The organism is Sulfitobacter sp. GN1-4 (assembly GCF_055693825.1).
In genome coordinates this window covers 749573-768100 of sequence record NZ_JBVFUQ010000003.1, presented here as the reverse complement: position 1 = coordinate 768100, position 18528 = coordinate 749573, and the positions used below count along the sequence as shown (strand labels likewise).

Annotated in this window: 10 protein-coding genes and 4 pseudogenes; 7 read left to right on the top strand and 7 right to left on the bottom strand. The window is 61.0% G+C overall.

Translation table 11 applies throughout. The features are described 5' to 3' along the window. Positions 1-77: 77 nt before the first annotated feature. Complete coding sequence (locus ACZ1HM_RS04340) at positions 78-995, bottom strand: aminotransferase class IV (protein ID WP_472741468.1); 918 nt, start codon at positions 993-995, stop codon at positions 78-80. A gap of 108 nt (positions 996-1103) precedes the next feature. Between ACZ1HM_RS04340 and ACZ1HM_RS04335 the strand changes: the two are divergent. From ACZ1HM_RS04335 to rpe, 3 genes and pseudogenes are all read left to right on the top strand, one after another. Then, a pseudogene (locus ACZ1HM_RS04335) lies at positions 1104-4306 on the top strand (4Fe-4S dicluster domain-containing protein). Beyond that, on the top strand, positions 4303-5304 hold the full coding sequence (locus ACZ1HM_RS04330) for an NAD-dependent epimerase/dehydratase family protein (RefSeq protein WP_472741466.1): 1002 nt from the start codon (positions 4303-4305) through the stop codon (positions 5302-5304). Before ACZ1HM_RS04335 ends, ACZ1HM_RS04330 begins: the two are co-directional and overlap by 4 nt. Before the next feature lie 102 nt (positions 5305-5406). Then, the gene (gene rpe / locus ACZ1HM_RS04325) at positions 5407-6096 is read left to right on the top strand and encodes a ribulose-phosphate 3-epimerase (protein WP_472741464.1); all 690 of its coding nucleotides are present in this window, start codon (positions 5407-5409) and stop codon (positions 6094-6096) included. Positions 6097-6286: 190 nt separating this feature from the next. On the opposite strand, the pseudogene ACZ1HM_RS04320 reads toward rpe, so the two are convergent. From ACZ1HM_RS04320 to ACZ1HM_RS04295, 6 genes and pseudogenes are all read right to left on the bottom strand, one after another. After that, positions 6287-7779: pseudogene (locus ACZ1HM_RS04320) on the bottom strand (class I adenylate-forming enzyme family protein). A gap of 188 nt (positions 7780-7967) precedes the next feature. Next, positions 7968-8207, bottom strand: a complete 240-nt coding sequence (locus ACZ1HM_RS04315; protein WP_472741462.1) for a PaaI family thioesterase — start codon at positions 8205-8207, stop codon at positions 7968-7970. 17 nt (positions 8208-8224) lie between these two features. Next, entirely contained in the window at positions 8225-9358 is a 1134-nt protein-coding gene (locus ACZ1HM_RS04310) for an acyl-CoA dehydrogenase family protein (protein ID WP_472741460.1), read from the bottom strand. A 1-nt stretch (position 9359) separates the two neighbouring features. Continuing rightward, positions 9360-10571: an acyl-CoA dehydrogenase family protein gene (locus ACZ1HM_RS04305; protein ID WP_472741458.1), complete on the bottom strand. Its 1212-nt coding sequence runs from the start codon at positions 10569-10571 to the stop codon at positions 9360-9362. 26 nt (positions 10572-10597) lie between these two features. Then, positions 10598-11863 (bottom strand): annotated as a pseudogene (locus ACZ1HM_RS04300) (3-hydroxyacyl-CoA dehydrogenase); the annotation flags it as partial. Between the two features lie 14 nt (positions 11864-11877). Further along, a complete protein-coding gene (locus ACZ1HM_RS04295) occupies positions 11878-12372 on the bottom strand; it encodes a class I SAM-dependent methyltransferase (protein ID WP_472741456.1) in 495 nt (164 codons plus the stop codon). Positions 12373-12571: 199 nt separating this feature from the next. Between ACZ1HM_RS04295 and ACZ1HM_RS04290 the strand changes: the two are divergent. The 4 genes and pseudogenes from ACZ1HM_RS04290 (at position 12572) to ACZ1HM_RS04275 (ending at position 18415) form a co-directional block, all read left to right on the top strand. Then, positions 12572-14342, top strand: a pseudogene (locus ACZ1HM_RS04290) (ABC transporter ATP-binding protein). Further along, the gene (locus ACZ1HM_RS04285; RefSeq protein WP_472741454.1) at positions 14335-16242 is read left to right on the top strand and encodes an ABC transporter substrate-binding protein; all 1908 of its coding nucleotides are present in this window, start codon (positions 14335-14337) and stop codon (positions 16240-16242) included. The pseudogene ACZ1HM_RS04290 and the gene ACZ1HM_RS04285 overlap by 8 nt, the downstream one beginning before the upstream one ends. After that, positions 16239-17267, top strand: a complete 1029-nt coding sequence (locus ACZ1HM_RS04280; protein ID WP_472741452.1) for an ABC transporter permease — start codon at positions 16239-16241, stop codon at positions 17265-17267. Before ACZ1HM_RS04285 ends, ACZ1HM_RS04280 begins: the two co-directional genes overlap by 4 nt. Further along, the gene (locus ACZ1HM_RS04275; RefSeq protein WP_472741450.1) at positions 17264-18415 is read left to right on the top strand and encodes an ABC transporter permease; all 1152 of its coding nucleotides are present in this window, start codon (positions 17264-17266) and stop codon (positions 18413-18415) included. The genes ACZ1HM_RS04280 and ACZ1HM_RS04275 overlap by 4 nt, the downstream gene beginning before the upstream one ends. The last annotated feature ends 113 nt before the right edge of the window (positions 18416-18528 follow it).

Sequence of the window (18528 nt, the reverse complement as noted above, 5' to 3'; positions counted from 1 at the left end):
AAACCCTTGTGATCCCCCAATAAAACGCATCTGTCCCCGCGGGGACAGTTCGAACCATGACCTAAGGAGCGTCTGCGCTAGGGGTGCTGCTCAGCGATGTGCTGGGCAATCAGCGCTCTATACAGCTCTTGGATGCGGGCCGTCACCGGCCGCGCGCCATCGCCAATACGCTGCCCGTCAAGGCTGGCCACCGGGGTCTGGGCACCAAATGTACCGGTCAGGAAAGCCTCATCCGCGCTGAGCGTTTCGTACAAAGAGAAGTTCTTTTCAAAAACCGGGATGCCATCGGCGCGGCACACATCAATGACCTTTTGCCGGGTCACCCCGTTCATGCAGTAGTCCCCAGTTGAGGTCCAAACCTCGCCCTTGCGCACAATAAAGAAGTTGCACGCGTTCGTGGTGTTCACAAACCCATGCGGATCCAGCATCAACCCCTCATCCGCGCCCGCCGCTTCGGCCTGCAGACAGGCGATGATGCAGTTCAGCTTTGAGTGGGAATTCAGCTTGGGGTCTTGGCTGTGTGGCAGGCCGCGTACCTGCGGCACGCTTGCCAAACGGATGCCCGCGCTTTGCAGCCGGTCCACGGGTTTGGAATGCTCCATGATGATCACCAGCGTTGGGCCTGAGGTGCTAAGCTGAGGATGTTGAAACGGTTTGTCTTTGATGCCGCGGGTCAGCATCAGACGGCAATGCACATCCGTGTGCATATCGTTGGCCTGCTGCGTTGCCAAAAGGGCGGCCCGGATGCCCGCGCGGTCCATACCGACGTCCAGCGATATCGCTTTGCACGACCCAAAGAACCGGTCCATGTGTTCCTCAAAAAAGGCCCAGACTCCTTGATAAAGCCGCATGCCTTCCCAGATGCCATCGCCCAGCATGAACCCACTGTCATAAACAGAAACCTTGGCCGCATCGCGGTGCAGGATCTCTCCGTTCACATAAATCTTGATATCGCGGTTGCGCAGATCTTCGTCAGCTTCGTGGGTGGTGGCCATGGATGCATCTTTCGCTAAGGGTGGCACGGTCAGAAAGGGAGCTTCGCCGCCAAAGGTCAAGCCATCACCTCTACTGGTAATTCATCCTCAGCTATGGCACGCCAAGGCATGAAGTTCTTTTCGGGCAAATCGCGGCCCGTCCACCTGGGCGGCTATCCATTGGAAAAACTCAAACGGCTGGCCGCCCCGCCTGCGGATTTCCCAGCGGTGCCCTTTCCAACGCCCCGCTTTAATCGGCCAGAAACCCCTGAAAGCATCGTCAATGCGATGGCCCCCTTTCAGGCGATGATGGATGTGGTGCGCCGTGGGCCTGTGAACCCCAAAGAGGCGGTCATCCCCGCCGATCCACAAGAGCGCGCCGACCACCTCAAAGCCTTCGGCTATTACAACGATGCCGCCATGATGGGGGTCTGCGCCCTGCCTCAGGCCGCGCGTCTGGATCAGCCGCGCCTGAACCCCGCAACCCAGGCCCTTGCCCGTGATCTGACCGAACGGCAGACTAAAACGCTGGCCGCCGGGGTGGATGTGATCATGGCCAATCTGCGCGATGCGGCGGCGGCACCGATCACGCCTTTGCCCGCGCATCGCTTCGCTTTGGTGATCCTGAACGCCTATCCGCGTGATCCCCGCGCCGATGAACCCGGCAGCGATTGGATACTGGATGCCCAGGCCGAAAGGGCCTGCATCCGGGCCAGTGAAAACGCCACCGTTCTGGCCGAATACATCCGCCAGCTTGGCTTTGACGCGCGCGCCCATTCGGCCACGACCAGCGATGTGCATCTGGGCCTCTGCGCGTTTGCCTCGGGTCTGGCAGTTTGGGAAGACGGCGCGCTGCAAGCACCCGGCTGGGCGACCGGTTCGGTCTTGCCGTGGTCACAACAGATATGGCGCTGGCCCCCGATATGCCGCTGGCCCCGCTGGCCGCGCAACCGGCCTCTGTAATAAAGGGGCTCGGCTGGCATCTTGGCACCCACGGCGGGGTGCGCGCGGGCACGCATGATCTTTTCGCCAAACGCAATTTCGCCGATGGCCCCCACCCCTTTGAAAAGCTCCAGCGGGTGGAGAAGCCCACCACCTACATCGATGCGCCCAATGTCCCCCGCGTGCCAAAACGCGCCGACATGTTCGCCCGTGGCCAGTTTGGTGACATGGGTGCCAAAGTGCAGGACGCGATGAAGGGCGGCCATCACGTCATCAAATCCGCCCCTTCCGCCGCACAGCGCAGGCTGTTGGGCGCGTTGATCTTGTTGCAGGACGGCGATGTCATCGGCACCCCTGCCACAAGTGACCCCCACCGCAACGCCGCCAACCTCAAAGCGGCCAGCTATTTTCTGGGCATCGACGCGGCTGGGCTGTCCGCCTGTCCCGACTGGACCTGGTACAGCCACGACGCAACCGGCACGCCCATCACCCCACCCCATGATCAAGCACTCAGCGCGATCATTGATCAGGGCTATGAAACCATGGAAGGGGCCTCGGGCGATGATTGGATATCGGTGTCGCAAAGCATGCGCGCCTATCTGCGGTTTTCCGTTCTGGGCGGCATCCTCAGCCAACATTTGCGCAATCTGGGGTATGCTGCCAAAGCGCATACGGTGATGGACGGCGACGTCTTGCAACCGCCCCTGTTGCTCTTGTCTGGCCTGGGCGAGGTCAGCCGGATCGGCGAGGTGATCCTGAACCCCATCCTGGGCCCGCGCCTGAAATCCGGCGTGGTCACCACCACCCTGCCCATCACCCACGACAACCCCATCGACTTTGGCCTGCAGGCGTTTTGCGAAGCCTGCAACAAATGCGCGCGTGAATGCCCCTCGGGCGCGATCACGGCAGGGCCAAAGAAAATGTTCAACGGCTATGAGATTTGGAAATCCGACAGCCAGAAATGCGCCACCTACCGGATCACCAACCAAGGCGGCGCGATGTGCGGGCGCTGTATGAAAACCTGCCCCTGGAACCTTGAGGGCCTCTTTGCCGAAGCCCCGTTCCGCTGGGCTGCGATGAAACTGCCGCAGGCCGCACCGATGCTGGCCAAACTGGATGATAAAGTGGGCCGCGGAGGTTTGAACCCCGTCAAAAAGTGGTGGTGGGACATCGAGGTCCAACCCGATGGCCGCTACGGCGTCCCCGCCGCGCCGGTCAACGCACGCGATCTGCAGACCGATCTGGACCTGAGGTTTGAGGATCAAACCCTCGCGGTCTATCCCGCGCCCCTGGCCCCGCACCCCTGGCCCTACCCCGATCCGATGAACCGCGAAGCCGGGATCAAGGCCCATGCAGCACTTCTGTCTGCTGAGGCGCACCGCGCGAAATCAGCGCGCGGCGACACCGACCATCTGCACCTTTACGATCTTAGCAGCGATGCGCCCGTGCTGGACCTGCGGGTCACCCGGACCGAGATGCTCAGCGATGATGTGTTGATGTTTGATCTGCAAGACGCCCAAGGCGGCGCACTGCCCGCCTGGCGCGCGGGGGCACACCTCGACATTGTGGTGGCCCCTGAATACCTGCGACCCTATTCGCTGATGGGCGATCCTGCGGACCGCCACCGCTACCAGATTGCGGTGCTGCGCGAACCGGCGGGCCGCGGCGGCTCTGCCCTGCTGCACCGGCTCTTTACGCAAGGGCGGCGCGTCTTTGTGGCCAAACCTGTCAACCATTTTGAACTGATCGAAGATGCTGCGCATTCCGTGCTGATGGGCGGCGGGATCGGTGTGACGCCGATGATCGCCTTTGCCCATCGGCTGCACGCTTTGGGCCGGCCCTTTGCTTTGCACTACTCCGCCTCAAAACAGGCTGAGGCGGCATTCAGCCAGGTGTTGAAATCCATGCCCTGGGCCAAACATGTCCATGTCCACCTCTCAGACGCAGGCAGCCGCGCTGATCTGGAGGCCATCATGTCTGCGTTACCAAAGGGCAGTCACGTTTACACCTGCGGCCCGGATGCTTACATGCAGGCCGTCATGCAAAGCGCCCAAGCCGCCCAGATCCCCGAAGATGCCTGCCATCTGGAGTATTTCTCAACTCCAGAGGTGCCAGACTACGTGAACCACCCCTTCACCCTGCGCCTGAAGGACGGCCGCGACATTGCCGTTGCCGCCGATCAATCCGCCTCAGACGCGCTGATCGCGGCGGGGGTGCATGTGGACATCAAATGCAGCGACGGCATCTGTGGCGTGTGCAAATGCGGCGTCACCTCGGGTTCGATTGAGCACCGCGATTTCGTGCTCTCCGCCAAACAGCGCGAAGACACGATCATTCTGTGCCAATCACGCGCAGCACAGGCGGACGGCCTGCTGGAGATTGATCTTTGAAAACAGCGCTGATCACCGGCTCTTGCGGCTTTGTCGGGTATTTCACCGCGCGCGCCCTGCTTGAGGCGGGCTGGCGGGTTGTGGGCATCGACAGCCTGTCTGACTATTACGATGTCGCGCTCAAACAGCGCCGCCAAGAGATGCTGCTGGCGCATCCGAACTTCCAGGTGGTGAACGATAAGATCGAAACCCCCGGCACGCTGCTGACCCTGTTTGAGGCGCACCGCCCGCAGATCGTGATCCACCTGGCCGCACAGGCCGGGGTGCGCCATTCCATCGAAATGCCCCGCGCCTATCTTGAGGCCAATCTGATGGGCACCTTCGAGCTTCTAGAGGCCGCGCGCACCTTCCCGCCCGAGCATATGCTGCTGGCCTCCAGCTCTTCTGTCTATGGCGCCAACACAAACCTGCCCTACAGTGAGACCGATAAGGTCGACACCCAAATGTCGTTTTACGCAGCCACCAAAAAGGCCAGCGAAAACCTCGCGCACAGCTACGCGCATCTCTACAACCTGCCGATCACGATGTACCGGTTTTTCACGGTCTATGGCCCTCGGGGGCGCCCCGATATGGCGCATTTCAAATTCACCCGCGCGATCCTCGCAGGCGAGCCGATTGACGTCTACAACCACGGCCAGATGCAGCGCGACTTCACCTATGTCGATGATCTTGTGACGGCCCTGCTGGCGCTCATCGAGGTTGTGCCAGATCCAGCCGCCCCCGTACCCGGCGACAGCCTCTCCCCCACAGCCCCCTTCCGGGTGGTCAACATCGGCAACGACAGCCCGGTCAAGCTGATGGATTTCATCCAAGCCATTGAAACCGCCTGTGGCCGGGAGGCGCAAAAAACCTTCCACCCCATGCAACCCGGCGACGTGCCTGCCACCTGGGCCGACGCATCGCTGCTCACCACGCTTATCGGTAAGCGCCAGGTCACCCCGCTGCACACCGGCATCCAGCAATTTGTCGACTGGTACCGCGCCTATTACGCTGTCTGAGGGTTTGCCCACCGGCCCCAGCTTCATCTTTCCAATACAACTTACATTCCCCGCTTTCCCCCGCACCTGCGCCCGCTATGAGAACGCCAAAGGAGACCGCTCATGTCCTTCACCCGTTCGATCAAAATTGCCCCATCCATCCTGGCCGCTGACTTTGCCAACTTCGGTGCCGAATGTGCCGCGGTTGAGGCACAGGGGGCCGACTGGATCCATGTTGATGTGATGGACGGCCACTTTGTGCCCAACATCACCTTTGGCCCGGCGACCTGCGCGGCCATCCGGCCCCACATCAAGGGGATCATGGATGTGCATCTGATGATCGCGCCCGTTGATCCTTATATTGAGGATTTCGCGAAGGCCGGCGCAGATGTCATCACCGCCCATGTTGAGGCTGGCCCGCACATCCACCGCACCTTGCAGGCCATTCGCGCCACCGGGGCCAAGGCGGGCGTGGCGTTGAACCCGGGCACCCCGGCTGAGGCCGTGGCCCATCTTCTTGATCTGACCGATCTGATCTGCGTGATGACGGTGAACCCCGGCTTTGGCGGGCAGAAGTTCATTGATATGAGCGCCAAGATCCGCCAGCTGCGCGCCATGATCGGCGACCGGCCCATCCACATCGAAATCGACGGCGGCGTTGATCCCACTACCGCGCCCCTTGTCGCGCAGGCGGGGGCGGATGTGCTGGTGGCGGGCTCTGCGGTGTTCCGGGGCGGCTCGGTCAGTGATCCTGCGCCTTACGGCAAAAACATCAGTGCCATCCGCGCGGCGGCTGAAGGTGTCTACGTCTGACGCGGTGGTGCAGACATGTGATCCGCACCCTTGCCTGATGGGATCGTGGCGGGCCAGACGTCGTGCAAGCCGCACTGACGCGCGCCTCTTTACGCTGGCATTGCGCGCGGCGCGGGTTTTATCCAGAACAGCAGCACCGGGCGCTCGGACCTTTTGAAAGGTCCGGCCCCGCCCCCAAAGCATCGACGCCTCAAAGCTGATCGGCAAACGCCTCTTTCAGCTTATGTTTCAAAAGCTTGCCTGTCGGGGCCGCCGGAAGCGCCGTGGCAATGACATATTGCGTGGGGCGCTTATAGCCTGCCAACCGCTCTGCCACAAAGGCGCGCAGCGTCTCGGCTGTCACGTCCCCCTGCTGTGCCACTTGCACAAAGGCCAGCACCTTTTCATCGCCCGCCACCATCTGCCCCACCACAGCCGATTGGATCACCTGCGGATGATCGTTGATCGCGGCCTCCACCTCGGGCGGGTAGACGTTAAAGCCGCCGTGAATGATCAGCTCTTTGGAGCGACCCAGGATGTGCAGGTTGCCCTGCGCGTCGATCTTGCCCAGATCGCCGGTCCGCAGCCACCCCTCCGCGTCAATGACCTTGGCCGTTTCCGCAGGGTTGCGGTAATAGCCCTTCATCACATGTGGGCCGCGCACCAGCACCTCGCCCTCCCCCGCGCCGTTGCCGCCCGGGGCCTCATCATCAATACGCATCTCCGTCTGCGGCACGGGCACGCCAACAGAGACATCCGGGGTGCCGATGGGATTGGCGGTCACGGCTGTGGCCGCTGCGGTTTCGGTCATGCCGTAGCCATTTTGCAGGGGCAGTTCATAAAACGCCTCCGCCTTGCGTTTCCAGGTGGCATCCAGCGGCGCTCCCCGGATGAGACATAGCGCAGCTGCGCAGAGCCCAGACGGTCCAGCCCCTGTTCCTTGACGTATTGCATCACCATCGCATGCATCTGCGGCACCGCGGGCAGGATGGTCACGTCCTCCATCACCGCACGGTGCAGCGCTTGCACGGAAAAGCGCGCGTCCTGGCGCAGTTTCGCGCCCGCCCGCATCGTGGCCATCACCACCGAAATCAGGCCGATGACATGGGTCAGCGGTGCAACGGCATAGACTACATCCCCCGGCACCATGCTGCGCTGCGCCACGGATGCCTCGGCCCCGAAAACCAGATTAGCGTGGGTCAGCATCACGCCCTTGGGATCCCCTGTTGTGCCGGTGGTATAAAGCAGAGTGGCCACGTCTTGCAGATCCGCGTCCGGGGCGGATGTGCCTTGCACCAGATGCATCTGCCCGAAATCACCTGCAATGGGTTGGCCCTTCAGATGGGTGGCATGGGCGGCGGCGTCTTTGGAGACCTCAGTGGTCATCAACACGGCCGCAGGGGCGGCATGGCTGAGGATGCGCGCCACTTCGACGCTGGTTTGGCGCGCGTTCACGGGGATGATCACCGCCCCCAGCTTCCACGCCGCAAAAAGGCTTGCCACCGCTGCCGCGCAGTTTTCAGACAAAAGCAGGACCCGGTCATTGGGCTGCACACCCGCCGACATCAGTTGCTGTGCCAGCGCATCACTGGCCTGATCCAGATCCTTGTAGGACCACGCGTTGCCCAGGCTGTCCAGGATCGCAGGCGCATCGGGGCGGCGGATCACCTGATCGGCAAGAAGGGCAGCAAGCGGTGTGGTCATAGCATGCGACTTTCCAAGGCAGCCCGGATCATGTCGTGACCCGCTTAAAGACGCCCGAGGCTGAGGATAAGACCCGCCCGCTGTCATCCTTCATCAAAGCATTCGCATAGATAATTTTGAATCCACCCCCGTCACGCGGCCCGTGACGGTCACCACGCCGTCCGCGGATGAGGCCACGTAGTTGGTGGTCAGCGACAAGGTCTGCACAGGCACCAGCTCTCCGCCCCGCTCAGGCTGCGGGAGGCGGCAAACCCTGCGGCGGCGTCCAGCATCATCGCATGAAGCCCGCCGTGCAGGGTGCCATTGCGGTTACAATGGCGCGGCTCAATGCCCAAACTGACCCGGACCGCGCCGGTGGGATCCGTGAGGTCAATGTCATATCCCACCATCTCTTGCGCCCCGCTGCTGGGGGCGCTGTGAGGTGGCATATCAGGGGTGTCCGCGCTCATGCGGCGGCAAGGGTGATGTAGCGTTCCAGGTGGTGATCGGTATCGCCAAAACGGTGATCTGCCATCATGATCCGTTTGGCGATATGGGCCAGCTCATATTCCTGGGTCATGGCAATGCCGCCGTGCATCTGAATGCTCTCTTCCCCCACCAGACGGCCAACGCGGCCCATCAGATTTTTGGTGGCCGAGACGTGGGCTTCGCGGGTCATCCGGTCAGCATCCAGATGCCCGGCCAGATTGATCACAGCAGACCGCGCTTGCTCCATTTCAATCAACAGATCCGACATGCGATGCGCGAGCGCCTGAAAGGTGCCGATGGGGCGGCCAAACTGCTTGCGGGTCATCAGGTAGTCTTTGGTCAGATGGGTCGCGGTTTCCATCGCGCCCAGCGTCTCAGCGCATTGTGCCACGCAGGCGGCGGCAAAGCGGGCTTCAATAGCACCAAAGGCGTCCCCTGCGCTGCCGAGGCGCGCGGTGGCAGGCACACGCACGTCATCCAGCATCACCTCAGCCGCGCGCCCACCGGCCAAAAGCGCATAGCCCTGCACGGTCAGGCCCTTGGCGCTGGCCGGCACGATGAACAAAGAAATGCCCGCCTCATCATCCGGCGCGCCGCTTTCGCGGGCGGAGACGATGATGTGATCGGCGGCTTCTGCGTTCACGACGACGGCTTTGTGACCGTTCAGCACGATAACATCGCCGTCCGTTTTGGCGGTGGTTTGCACGCGGTTCAGATCATAACGGCTGGAGGGTTCGCCATGGGCAAAGGCCATCTGGCAGCTGCCTGCGATGATCTCTTCGACCAATGCCACCTGGTTCTCATCGCCCAGATCGGCCACCAGGCCACCCGCCAGCACGGCGGTATCGAGGAAGGGTTCCACAACGCCCGCGCGCCCCAGCTCTTCGAACACCACAGCGATGTCGAAGCCCTGTCCGCCAAAGCCGCCTTTGTCTTCGGAAAAGAGCGCGCCAATCACGCCCAGCTCTGCCAATTCTGCCCAGATCTCAGCGGACATGCCGCTGTCGCTGTCGATGATCTGGTTGCGGGTCGCGGTGTCGTATTTCTCACGCAGGAAGCGGCGCAGCGTGTCTTGCAGCATTTGCCGTTCTTCGGTCAGGTCAAAGTTCATCTTAGGCCCCTCCGCTCATGGTGACTTTGGCGATGATGCCGCGCTGGATTTCGTTGGAGCCACCAAAGATGGAAAGCTTGCGGTTGTTGAAATATTTCGCCGCCACCGGCCCCGCGCCGTGCGGATCGGGCAGACCAGCGTTGGAGCCTTCAACCGCCTCAGACGCGAAGGGCATCGCATAGGCACCCGCCGCGCGGCGCGCGAGGTCGTTGATTTCCTGACGGATGATCGTGCCTTTTACCTTGAGCATCGACGCCTCAACCCCAGGTGCCTCACCCGCTGCCGCTTTGGAGATGATGCGCAGGTTGGTGGTGGCCATGGCCTTCAGATCAATCTCAACCTGGGCCACACGGGCCGCGAAATGCGGATTTTCCATCAGCGGGCGGCCATTCGACATCTCAGAGCGCGCGATGCGCTTCACGGATGTGAGACCGGCGTGAGAAAAACCCACACCCGCGATGTTGGTGCGTTCATGGGTGAGCAGATATTTGGCGTAGGTCCAGCCTTCGTTCTCTTTGCCGACAAGGTTTTCGATGGGCACTTCGACGTTATCAAACCAGACCTCATTTACCTCATGGGTGCCGTCCAGCAGGATGATCGGGCGCACCTCAATCCCCGGTGTCGCCATGTCAATGAGGAGGAATGAAATGCCCTCTTGCGCTTTGGCGTCCTTGTCGGTGCGCACCAGGCAGAAAATCATGTTGGCGAACTGGCCCAGGGTGGTCCAGGTTTTCTGGCCGTTGACCACATAATGCGTGCCTGCGTCGTTCAGCACAGCGGATGTTTTCAACGATGCCAGGTCTGAGCCTGCCCCCGGTTCGGAATAGCCTTGGCACCACCAGTCATCGCCATTGAGGATGCGGGGCAGCCAGTAATCGCATTGCTCCTGGCTGCCGAACTTTTGCAGCACAGGTGCCAGCATCGAAAGGCCAAAGGGGACGATGCGCGGGGCGCTCGCGGCGGCCGCCTCTTCTTCAAAGATATGGCGCTGCACGGCGTTCCATTCGGCACCGCCGAATTTCTTGGGCCAGTTGGCGGCAAGCCACCCGCGCGCGTTCAGCGCGGCGTGCCAGTTTTCCATGTCCTCTTTGGACAGCGCCTCGGCCCCTTTGCCGGCCACCTTGTCAGCCAGCTCTTTGGTGACGTTCTCTTTCATAAAGTCGCGCACGTCGTCGCGGAAAGCCTGTTCTTCGGCGGTGTAGCTCAGATCCATCTGGTCTTCCTCCCTTTGCGCCCCGGTTAGGGGGTGTTGTTCAAATCCTCAAATCTGCGGCCCTCGGCCACAAGCTGGGTCAGCAAAGGGGCAGGTGTCCAGAACCACGCGTCCTCTGCCGCATAGCTTTGGATGTCGGCCAGCACGTTGGGCAGACCTTCGGTATCCGCCCATGTCATGGGGCCGCCCACATCGCGGGGAAACCCGTAGCCAAACAAGAGCACCGCATCCACGTCCATCGGACGGCGCGCGATGCCTTCACCGACAACCTTTGCCGCTTCGTTTACCATTGCACACATATAGCGGCGCACAATCTCTTGGCTGGTGAAAGGACGTGGCGTAATTCCCAGTTCGGCCTGCTCTGCGGCAATAAGCGCCAGCACTTTGGGGTTGGGGGACCCGCTGCGCGCGCCCTTTTCGTAGACGTAATAGCCTTCGCCGGTTTTCTGACCCAGATGCCCCTGTTCGCACAGCCGGTCCATATGGGTGGGGATGCGTTCGGCGGGATGGCGGTGCGGCGCTTTGCGTTTGCGGGTGGCCCATCCAATGTCGAGCCCCGCCAGATCCGAGACCGCATGCGGCCCCATCGCAAAGCCAAATTCGGTCAGCGCCGCGTCAATCTGGTAAGGTGAGGCCCCATCAAACACCATGTGACCCGCGGCATCGCGGTAATGGGCCAGAATGCGGTTGCCGATGAACCCGTCACAAACACCCGCCCGTACCGAAATTTTGCCCAAGGCCTTGCCCAGGGCAAACCCCGTTGCGACGACATCCGGCGCGGTTTTGTCCGCCACGACGATCTCAAGCAGCTTCATCACATGGGCCGGAGAGAAAAAGTGCAGCCCGATCACATCGCTGGGACGGCTGGTAACAGCCGCGATTGCATCCACGTCCAGATAAGAGGTGTTCGTGGCCAGAACCGCCCCCGGTTTGCAGGCGGCGTCAAGCTTGGAGAAAACGTCCCGTTTCACGTCCATGTCTTCAAACACGGCCTCAATCACCAGATCGACCTGGCCCAACGCGCCGTAGTTGGTCGACAGGCTGAGCGCCTGCGTGGTGAGGCGGTCAAAATCCTCTTGCGTGATCTTGCCGCGTTTGAGCGCGCCTTGCAGGTTCTTCGCGATGCGCCCGGCTGCGGCCTCTGCCGCGGCGTCTTGCATTTCGATCAGCACAACCTCCAGCCCGGCAAGGAGCGATGCAGTGGCGATGCCCGCGCCCATGGTGCCGCCCCCGATGATGCCAACGGCCTGGATTTGGCGCGGTGAGATGCCGTCAAGTTCGGGCAGGTTGCTCAGCTCTGACAGGTTCATGAAAGCGGCCTTTGATAGATAAAACAACGCCCCGGCACCGCGTCAGCTGGCAAAGGCATTTCGGTAAAGCCCTCAAAATACATCCGGTCCGACGATACCATCAAGCCACCTGGTGCCAGCAATGGCGCGACCAAGGGCGTGACGGCGCGGGCAAAGGCATCGTTTTTGGCCAGGTTGTGCCCGCCCAGATCGGCGTGAATAAGCGACGCGGTGGGACCAAAGCGGTCAAATGCGGCGGGAAGCGTTTCATGGACATCGCCCAGGATCAGTTGCGCATCAGGGGGCGTACTGTCCGGGTGCGAGGCCACGGCGCGCTCAAAGACGAAAATTTCGCGGTCCGGCATGATTTCCAGCATGTGGTGATAGGTGCGCCCGTTGCCCAACCCCAGCTCAAACACCGGCCCCGGCATTTCAGCGGTCTGTGCGGCCGCTGCATTTAGGCAGGCGCGCTGTGACACCATGCGATTGATGAAAACATCCAGTCGGCTCATGCGCCCCGTTCCTCCCCCAGATGCGGCATCTTAGGCGTGCCGCGCGCGCAGTTTGCCTGATGGGCCCAGGAAGGACCAGAGCGATTACAGCGCAGATCGTGACACCCGTAGAAAGAGTAACAGGCTCAGTCCCCTAGACGCTGCGGCTCAAATCGGTTTCACTCCGAATCCAAAGCCTCATGCCACCAACAGGATATTGATGACCTCATTGCTGGAAGTAGAAGCGCTCACGATTGGGTTCGGCGATGCGCCTCCGGTTGTCTCGGACGTTAGTTTTTCTGTGCGCGCAGGGGAAACCCTTGCGCTGGTGGGGGAAAGCGGCTCGGGCAAGACACTGACCTGTCGCACCGCCTTGCGGATTTTGCCCGAAGCGGCGCAAATTCGGTCTGGCCGCGTGACCTTTATGCGCAGCGATGGGGGGCAGGTGGATTTGACCCGCGCCTCTGACCGGCAGATGCGGTCGATCCGGGGCAACAAAATCGCGATGATTTTCCAGGAACCGATGCGCTCCCTTTCGCCGCTGCACCGGCTGGGCAATCAGGTAAGTGAGGTTTTGCGGATCCACCGCAGCATGGGGATGGCTGAGGCCAAGCGCCGGGTGGTGGAGCAATTTGACAAGGTGGGCTTTGTCGATCCCGAACGCGCCTGGCGCAGCTATCCGTTTGAGATGTCAGGCGGCATGCGCCAACGCGCGATGATCGCGATGGCCATGGTCGCTGAGCCTGAGTTGTTGATCGCGGATGAGCCGACAACAGCCCTTGATGTGACCACACAGGCGCAGGTTTTGGGGCTGATCAACACGCTGCAAAAAGACACCGGGATGGCGGTGATCCTGGTGACGCATGACCTGGGCGTGGTGGCAAACATGGCCCAAAAGGTTGTGGTGATGAACAAAGGCCGCGTGATGGAGGCGGGCCGCGCCGAGGATGTCTTGGGCGCGCCTGCGCATGGCTATACCGAAAAGCTTTTTGCAGCCGCCCCCACCATTCCAGAGGTGGCAACGCCCGCAGACGCGCTCAGCTACAAGGACGTGATCCTTGATCTGAAAAACGTCACCAAAAGCTTTACGCTCAAGGCGGGGGGCTGGCGTAAGCCTACGATTGTAACGGCCTGCCGCGAAGTGAACCTGCAACTGCCCCGTGGCAAAACCCTTGCTGTTGTGGGGGAAAGCGGGTCAGGCAAAACCACCTGCGCGCGTGTCGCATTGGGGGCCGAACGGCCTGATGCGGGTGGTGAGGTGCTTTTCTGCCCGGACCCTCATCAACCCGCCCTGCCCGTGCACGATATGACCCGCGCACAGCGCACCACCTTCCAGCGCCAAGCGCAGATGGTGTTCCAAGATCCCTATTCCTCGCTCAGCCCGCGGATGCGCGTGGTGGAGGCGCTGACCGAACCGATGGAAATTCACGGGCTTGGCAACCGGCGCGATCGTAAGGAAAAAGCGGCTGAGATGCTGCGCTGGGTTGGGCTGAACCCGGATATGCTGGGGCGGTATCCGCATGCCTTCTCAGGCGGTCAGCGACAGCGGTTGTCGATTGCGCGTGCGCTGACGTTGGACCCCAAGCTGCTGATCTGTGATGAGCCGACCTCAGCCTTGGATGTCTCCGTACAGGACCAGATCTTGTCGCTGTTGGAAGAGATCCGCGACCGGGCCAACCTGAGCTATTTGTTCATCAGCCACGACCTGGCCGTGGTGGCGCGGATCGCCAACGAAGTGGCGGTGATGCGCGCCGGTGTCATCGTGGAGCAAGCCCCCCGATACGCTGTTCTATAACCCACAGCACCCCTATACCAAGGCGCTGATTGCGGCCCAGCCGGAACCGGATGTGTCACGCCCGATTGACCTGGATCTGGTGTCAAAAGGGGCCGGTGCGCCAACAAGCTGGCCTGAGATGTTCCGTTTCGACGGCAATTCGGCCCCCGACCTCAGAGAATTGGAACCTGGCCATATGGTGCGGTGTCATGCGTAGATTACTAGCTTTCCTGATTTTCCTTGCCTCCCCCGCGCTGGCCATGCCTGAGCTGCAGGAGACCAGCTTTTGGGAACAAGAGGTCAGCGATGGCAACCTGCCCCCGATTGCTGAGCGGTTGCCGCAAACCCCTTTGGTCGTTGATCTTGAGGCCAAGGGACGGGAATTTGGCACGCCGGGCGGCACGCTGCGCACCTTGGTCACGCGGTCCAAGGATGTGCGGCAGATGGTCGTTTACGGCTATGCGCGGCTGGTGGGTTATGACAGCAACTATGAGCTTTACCCCGACATCCTGCGCGACATTGAGGTGATTGAGGACCGCAAGTACATCTTGCACCTGCGCCCCGGACATCGCTGGTCTGACGGGCATCCCTTCACGTCCGAGGATTTCCGGTATTGGTGGGAAAAAGTGGTCTGGAACGATGAGATCACGCCCTCAGGCCCGCCGGAATTCATGAAGGTTGATGGCCAGATTGGCACCGTCACCTTCCCTGATCTGCACACGGTTGTCTTTGAATGGCAAAGCCCAAACCCCAATTTCCTGCCGCTTTTGGCCAAGGCAGCACCGCCGTTCATCTACCGGCCCGCCCATTACCTCAAGCGCTTTCATGTGGATTTCGCCGATCCTGAGGACCTCTTTGAAGAGGTGCGCCGCGCCCGCGTCAAAAGCTGGGCCGCGCTGCACAATCGGCGCGATAACATGTACAAGTTCGACAACCCCGACCTGCCCACCCTGCAGCCGTGGCTGAACGCAAGCGGGCGCACCTCGCGCCAGCTTTTTGTTCGCAACCCCTATTATCACCGGATCGACGCACGGGGCTATCAGCTGCCCTATATTGACGTCGTCAACATGACGATTGTCAGCGGCGGCCTGGTGGCGGCCAAGGCCAACGCAGGAGAGGTGGACCTGCAGGCGCGCGGCCTGTCCTTTCCCGACATCGCCATTCTAAAGAAGGGCGAAGAGGATGGCAGCAACTACCGCACCTTGCTGTGGGGCAGCGGCGTGGCCAATCAGATCACGATCTACCCCAACCTCAATTTCCGCGATCCCGTGTGGCAACCCATCTTGCGCGATGTGCGTTTCCGCCGGGCGCTGAGTCTGGGGATAGACCGTCGGATGATCAACCGCGCGCTCTATTTCGGGCTGGCGGCTGAGGGTGGGATGACGGCCCTGTCCTCCAGCCCGCTTTATAAAGAAGAAGACCTTTATATGTGGTCCACCTTGGACGTAGCCGCGGCAAATGCGCTGCTGGATGACATGGGACTGACAGACCGGACGCCTGCGGGCTTGCGGATGCTGCCAGATGGTCGCCCGATGGAGTTTGTCATTGAAACCGCGGGCGAGCGGCAGGAGGTTGAAAATGCCCTGGCCATCGTCACAGACACCTGGCGTGAGCTGGGGGTGAAGTTGATTATGCGCCCTCTGGACCGCGATATCCTGCGAAACCGGGTTTATGCCGGGGTCAGCATGGCGGCGGTCTGGTTTGGCTGGGACAATGGGCTGCCCACCGCGGCCACGTCGCCGAAATATCTGGCCCCCACCAATCAGGAATTCTTTGCCTGGCCGATGTGGGGCCAATACTACGTCAGCGATGGTGCCGCAGGAGAGCCGCCCGACATCCCAGAGGCCAAAGAGCTGCTGCAGCTGTCCTATAACTGGACCAAGACCAACGATGTTGAGGAACGCACCGCCATTTGGCACCGCATGCTGGACATCCATGCCGAGAACCAGTTCGGCATTGGCATTCTGTCCGAAGCCCCCCAGCCCGTTGTGGTATCCAAAAGGTTGCGCAATGTGCCCGAAACCGGCATCTGGGCCTATGAGCCAGGCGCGCATTTTGGGATACACCGGGTTGATGAGTTCTTTTTCGATGATGCGTTTGAGCAGGTGACGCAATGATGCTTCTGCGCTATGCGGTCTTTCGGCTGCTGTCGATGTTGCTGACCCTGTGGGTCGTGTCGATCCTGGTCTTTATCATCATCAACCTGCCGCCCGGCGATTACCTGTCCAATCAGATCGCTGAGCTGCGGGCCACCGGCCAAGCGGAGGCGGTGGCAAAGGCCGAATTCCTGCGCAAGGAATACGCCCTCGACCGGCCGTTGTGGGAGCAATATTTTATCTGGGTTGGCATGATGCCCGGGCCAAACGGCTATGCCGGGTTGTTGCAGGGTGATTTTGGCTGGTCTTTTGAATTCGACCGCCCCGTGGGCGATATCGTGGGCGACGCGCTGTGGCTCACGGTTTTGGTCAACCTTGCGGCGGTGCTTTTCGTTTATGCGGTGGCCTTGCCACTGGGCATTCTGGCGGCGGCAAAATCGGAAACCTGGGTGGATTATACCGCAGGCTTTGTCGGCTATCTGGGCCTGGCCACACCCAACTTCTTGCTGGCGCTGATCCTGTTTTATTACGGCAACAAATATTTTGACCTGCCCATTGGGGGTCTGATGGACCCTGATCTGGAAGGCGAGCCGATGTCTTGGGAAAAGGTCAAATCGATCCTGTTACACCTGATCGTGCCAACCTTTGTGATCGGCACCTCGGGGGCTGCGGCGATGATGCAACGGCTGCGGGCCAATATGCTGGATGAGCTGAGCAAACCCTATGTTGAGACGGCCAAGGCCAAGGGGCTTGCGCCGTCAAAGATGTTGGCAAAATATCCGCTGCGCATGGCGTTTAACCCTTTTGTGGCCGATATCGGCAACCTGCTGCCTGCCATGGTGTCAGGATCGGTTTTGGTGTCGGTGGTGTTGGGGCTGCAGACCATTGGGCCGTCCTTGCTCACCGCGCTCAAAAGCCAGGATCAGTTCCTGGCCGCGTTTATCCTGATGTTTGTGGCGCTGCTGACACTGATCGGGACGATGATTTCGGATCTGCTGTTGGTGCTGCTGGATCCCCGCATTCGGTACGGAGGGCGTGAAGGATGAGCCAGCCTGACGACAGATTTGTTGATCCCGCCCCGTGGTCAGATGAAACGGACATTTCCGCGCCTGAACGGTCGGACATGGATGCGCCGGGCTGGTTGCTGACCTGGCGCAAGTTCCGGCGGCACAAGCTGGCGTTGATCTCAGGCATCTTCCTGTTGACCTGTTATCTGATCCTGCCCATTGCCGGGTTCATCGCACCCTACACGCCCAACGAACGCAGCGCCGATTACCTTTACGCCCCGCCGCAAAGCATCAACCTGTGGCATGAGGGCTCTTTTGTAGGACCGTATGTCTATCCGATCACGGCTGAGGCCGATCTGGTCAATTTCCGCTGGACCTATACCACGGATGAGACCACGCCGATGCCGCTGCAGTTTTTCTGTGAGGGCGATACTTACCGGCTCTTTGGGTTGATCCCATCAGACACACATCTGTTCTGCGCGCCTGAGGGGGCGACTGTGTTCATCTGGGGATCAGACCGGTTGGGGCGCGATGTGTTCAGCCGCATCCTTTATGGCGCGCAGCTGTCGCTGACAGTGGGGTTGATTGGCATCACGGTGTCCTTCCTGTTGGGCATCACCTTTGGCGCGATGGCGGGCTATTTCGGTGGCACCACGGACTGGGTGATCAACCGCGCGATTGAGATTTTGCGGTCCTTGCCGGAACTGCCTTTGTGGCTGGCGCTGTCAGCAGCGGTGCCGTCAAACTGGGGGCCGGTGGCGGTGTTCTTTATCATCTCGATTATCTTGGGGATATTGGATTGGCCGGGACTGGCCCGTGCGGTGCGCAGTAAGTTCCTGTCCTTGCGAGAAGAAGAGTTCGTTAAAGCCGCCGAGATGATGGGGGCCAAACCCAGCCGGGTGATCCGGCGCCATTTGTTGCCCAACTTCATGTCGCATTTGATTGCCTCTGCCACCCTGTCTATCCCTGCGATGATCCTGGGCGAGACGGCGTTGAGCTTTCTGGGGCTGGGGCTGAGGGCACCGGCGGTCAGCTGGGGTGTGATGCTGAATGATGCGCAGAACCTGGCGTCGATTGAGATCTATTGGTGGACCGCGATCCCGATGCTGCCAATCATTGTGGTGGTGTTGGCGTTCAACTTCCTGGGCGATGGACTGCGGGCGTCGCTGGATCCTTACAAGAGTTAAGGCGCGCCTTGAGGGGCCCCGCACATAGATTTTCTATGGGGGCTCTGCCCCGTCGGCCAAAGGCCGACCCCCCGGAGGTGTAGTTGGAAAGATGAAGCGGGCCGCAGCTGTGG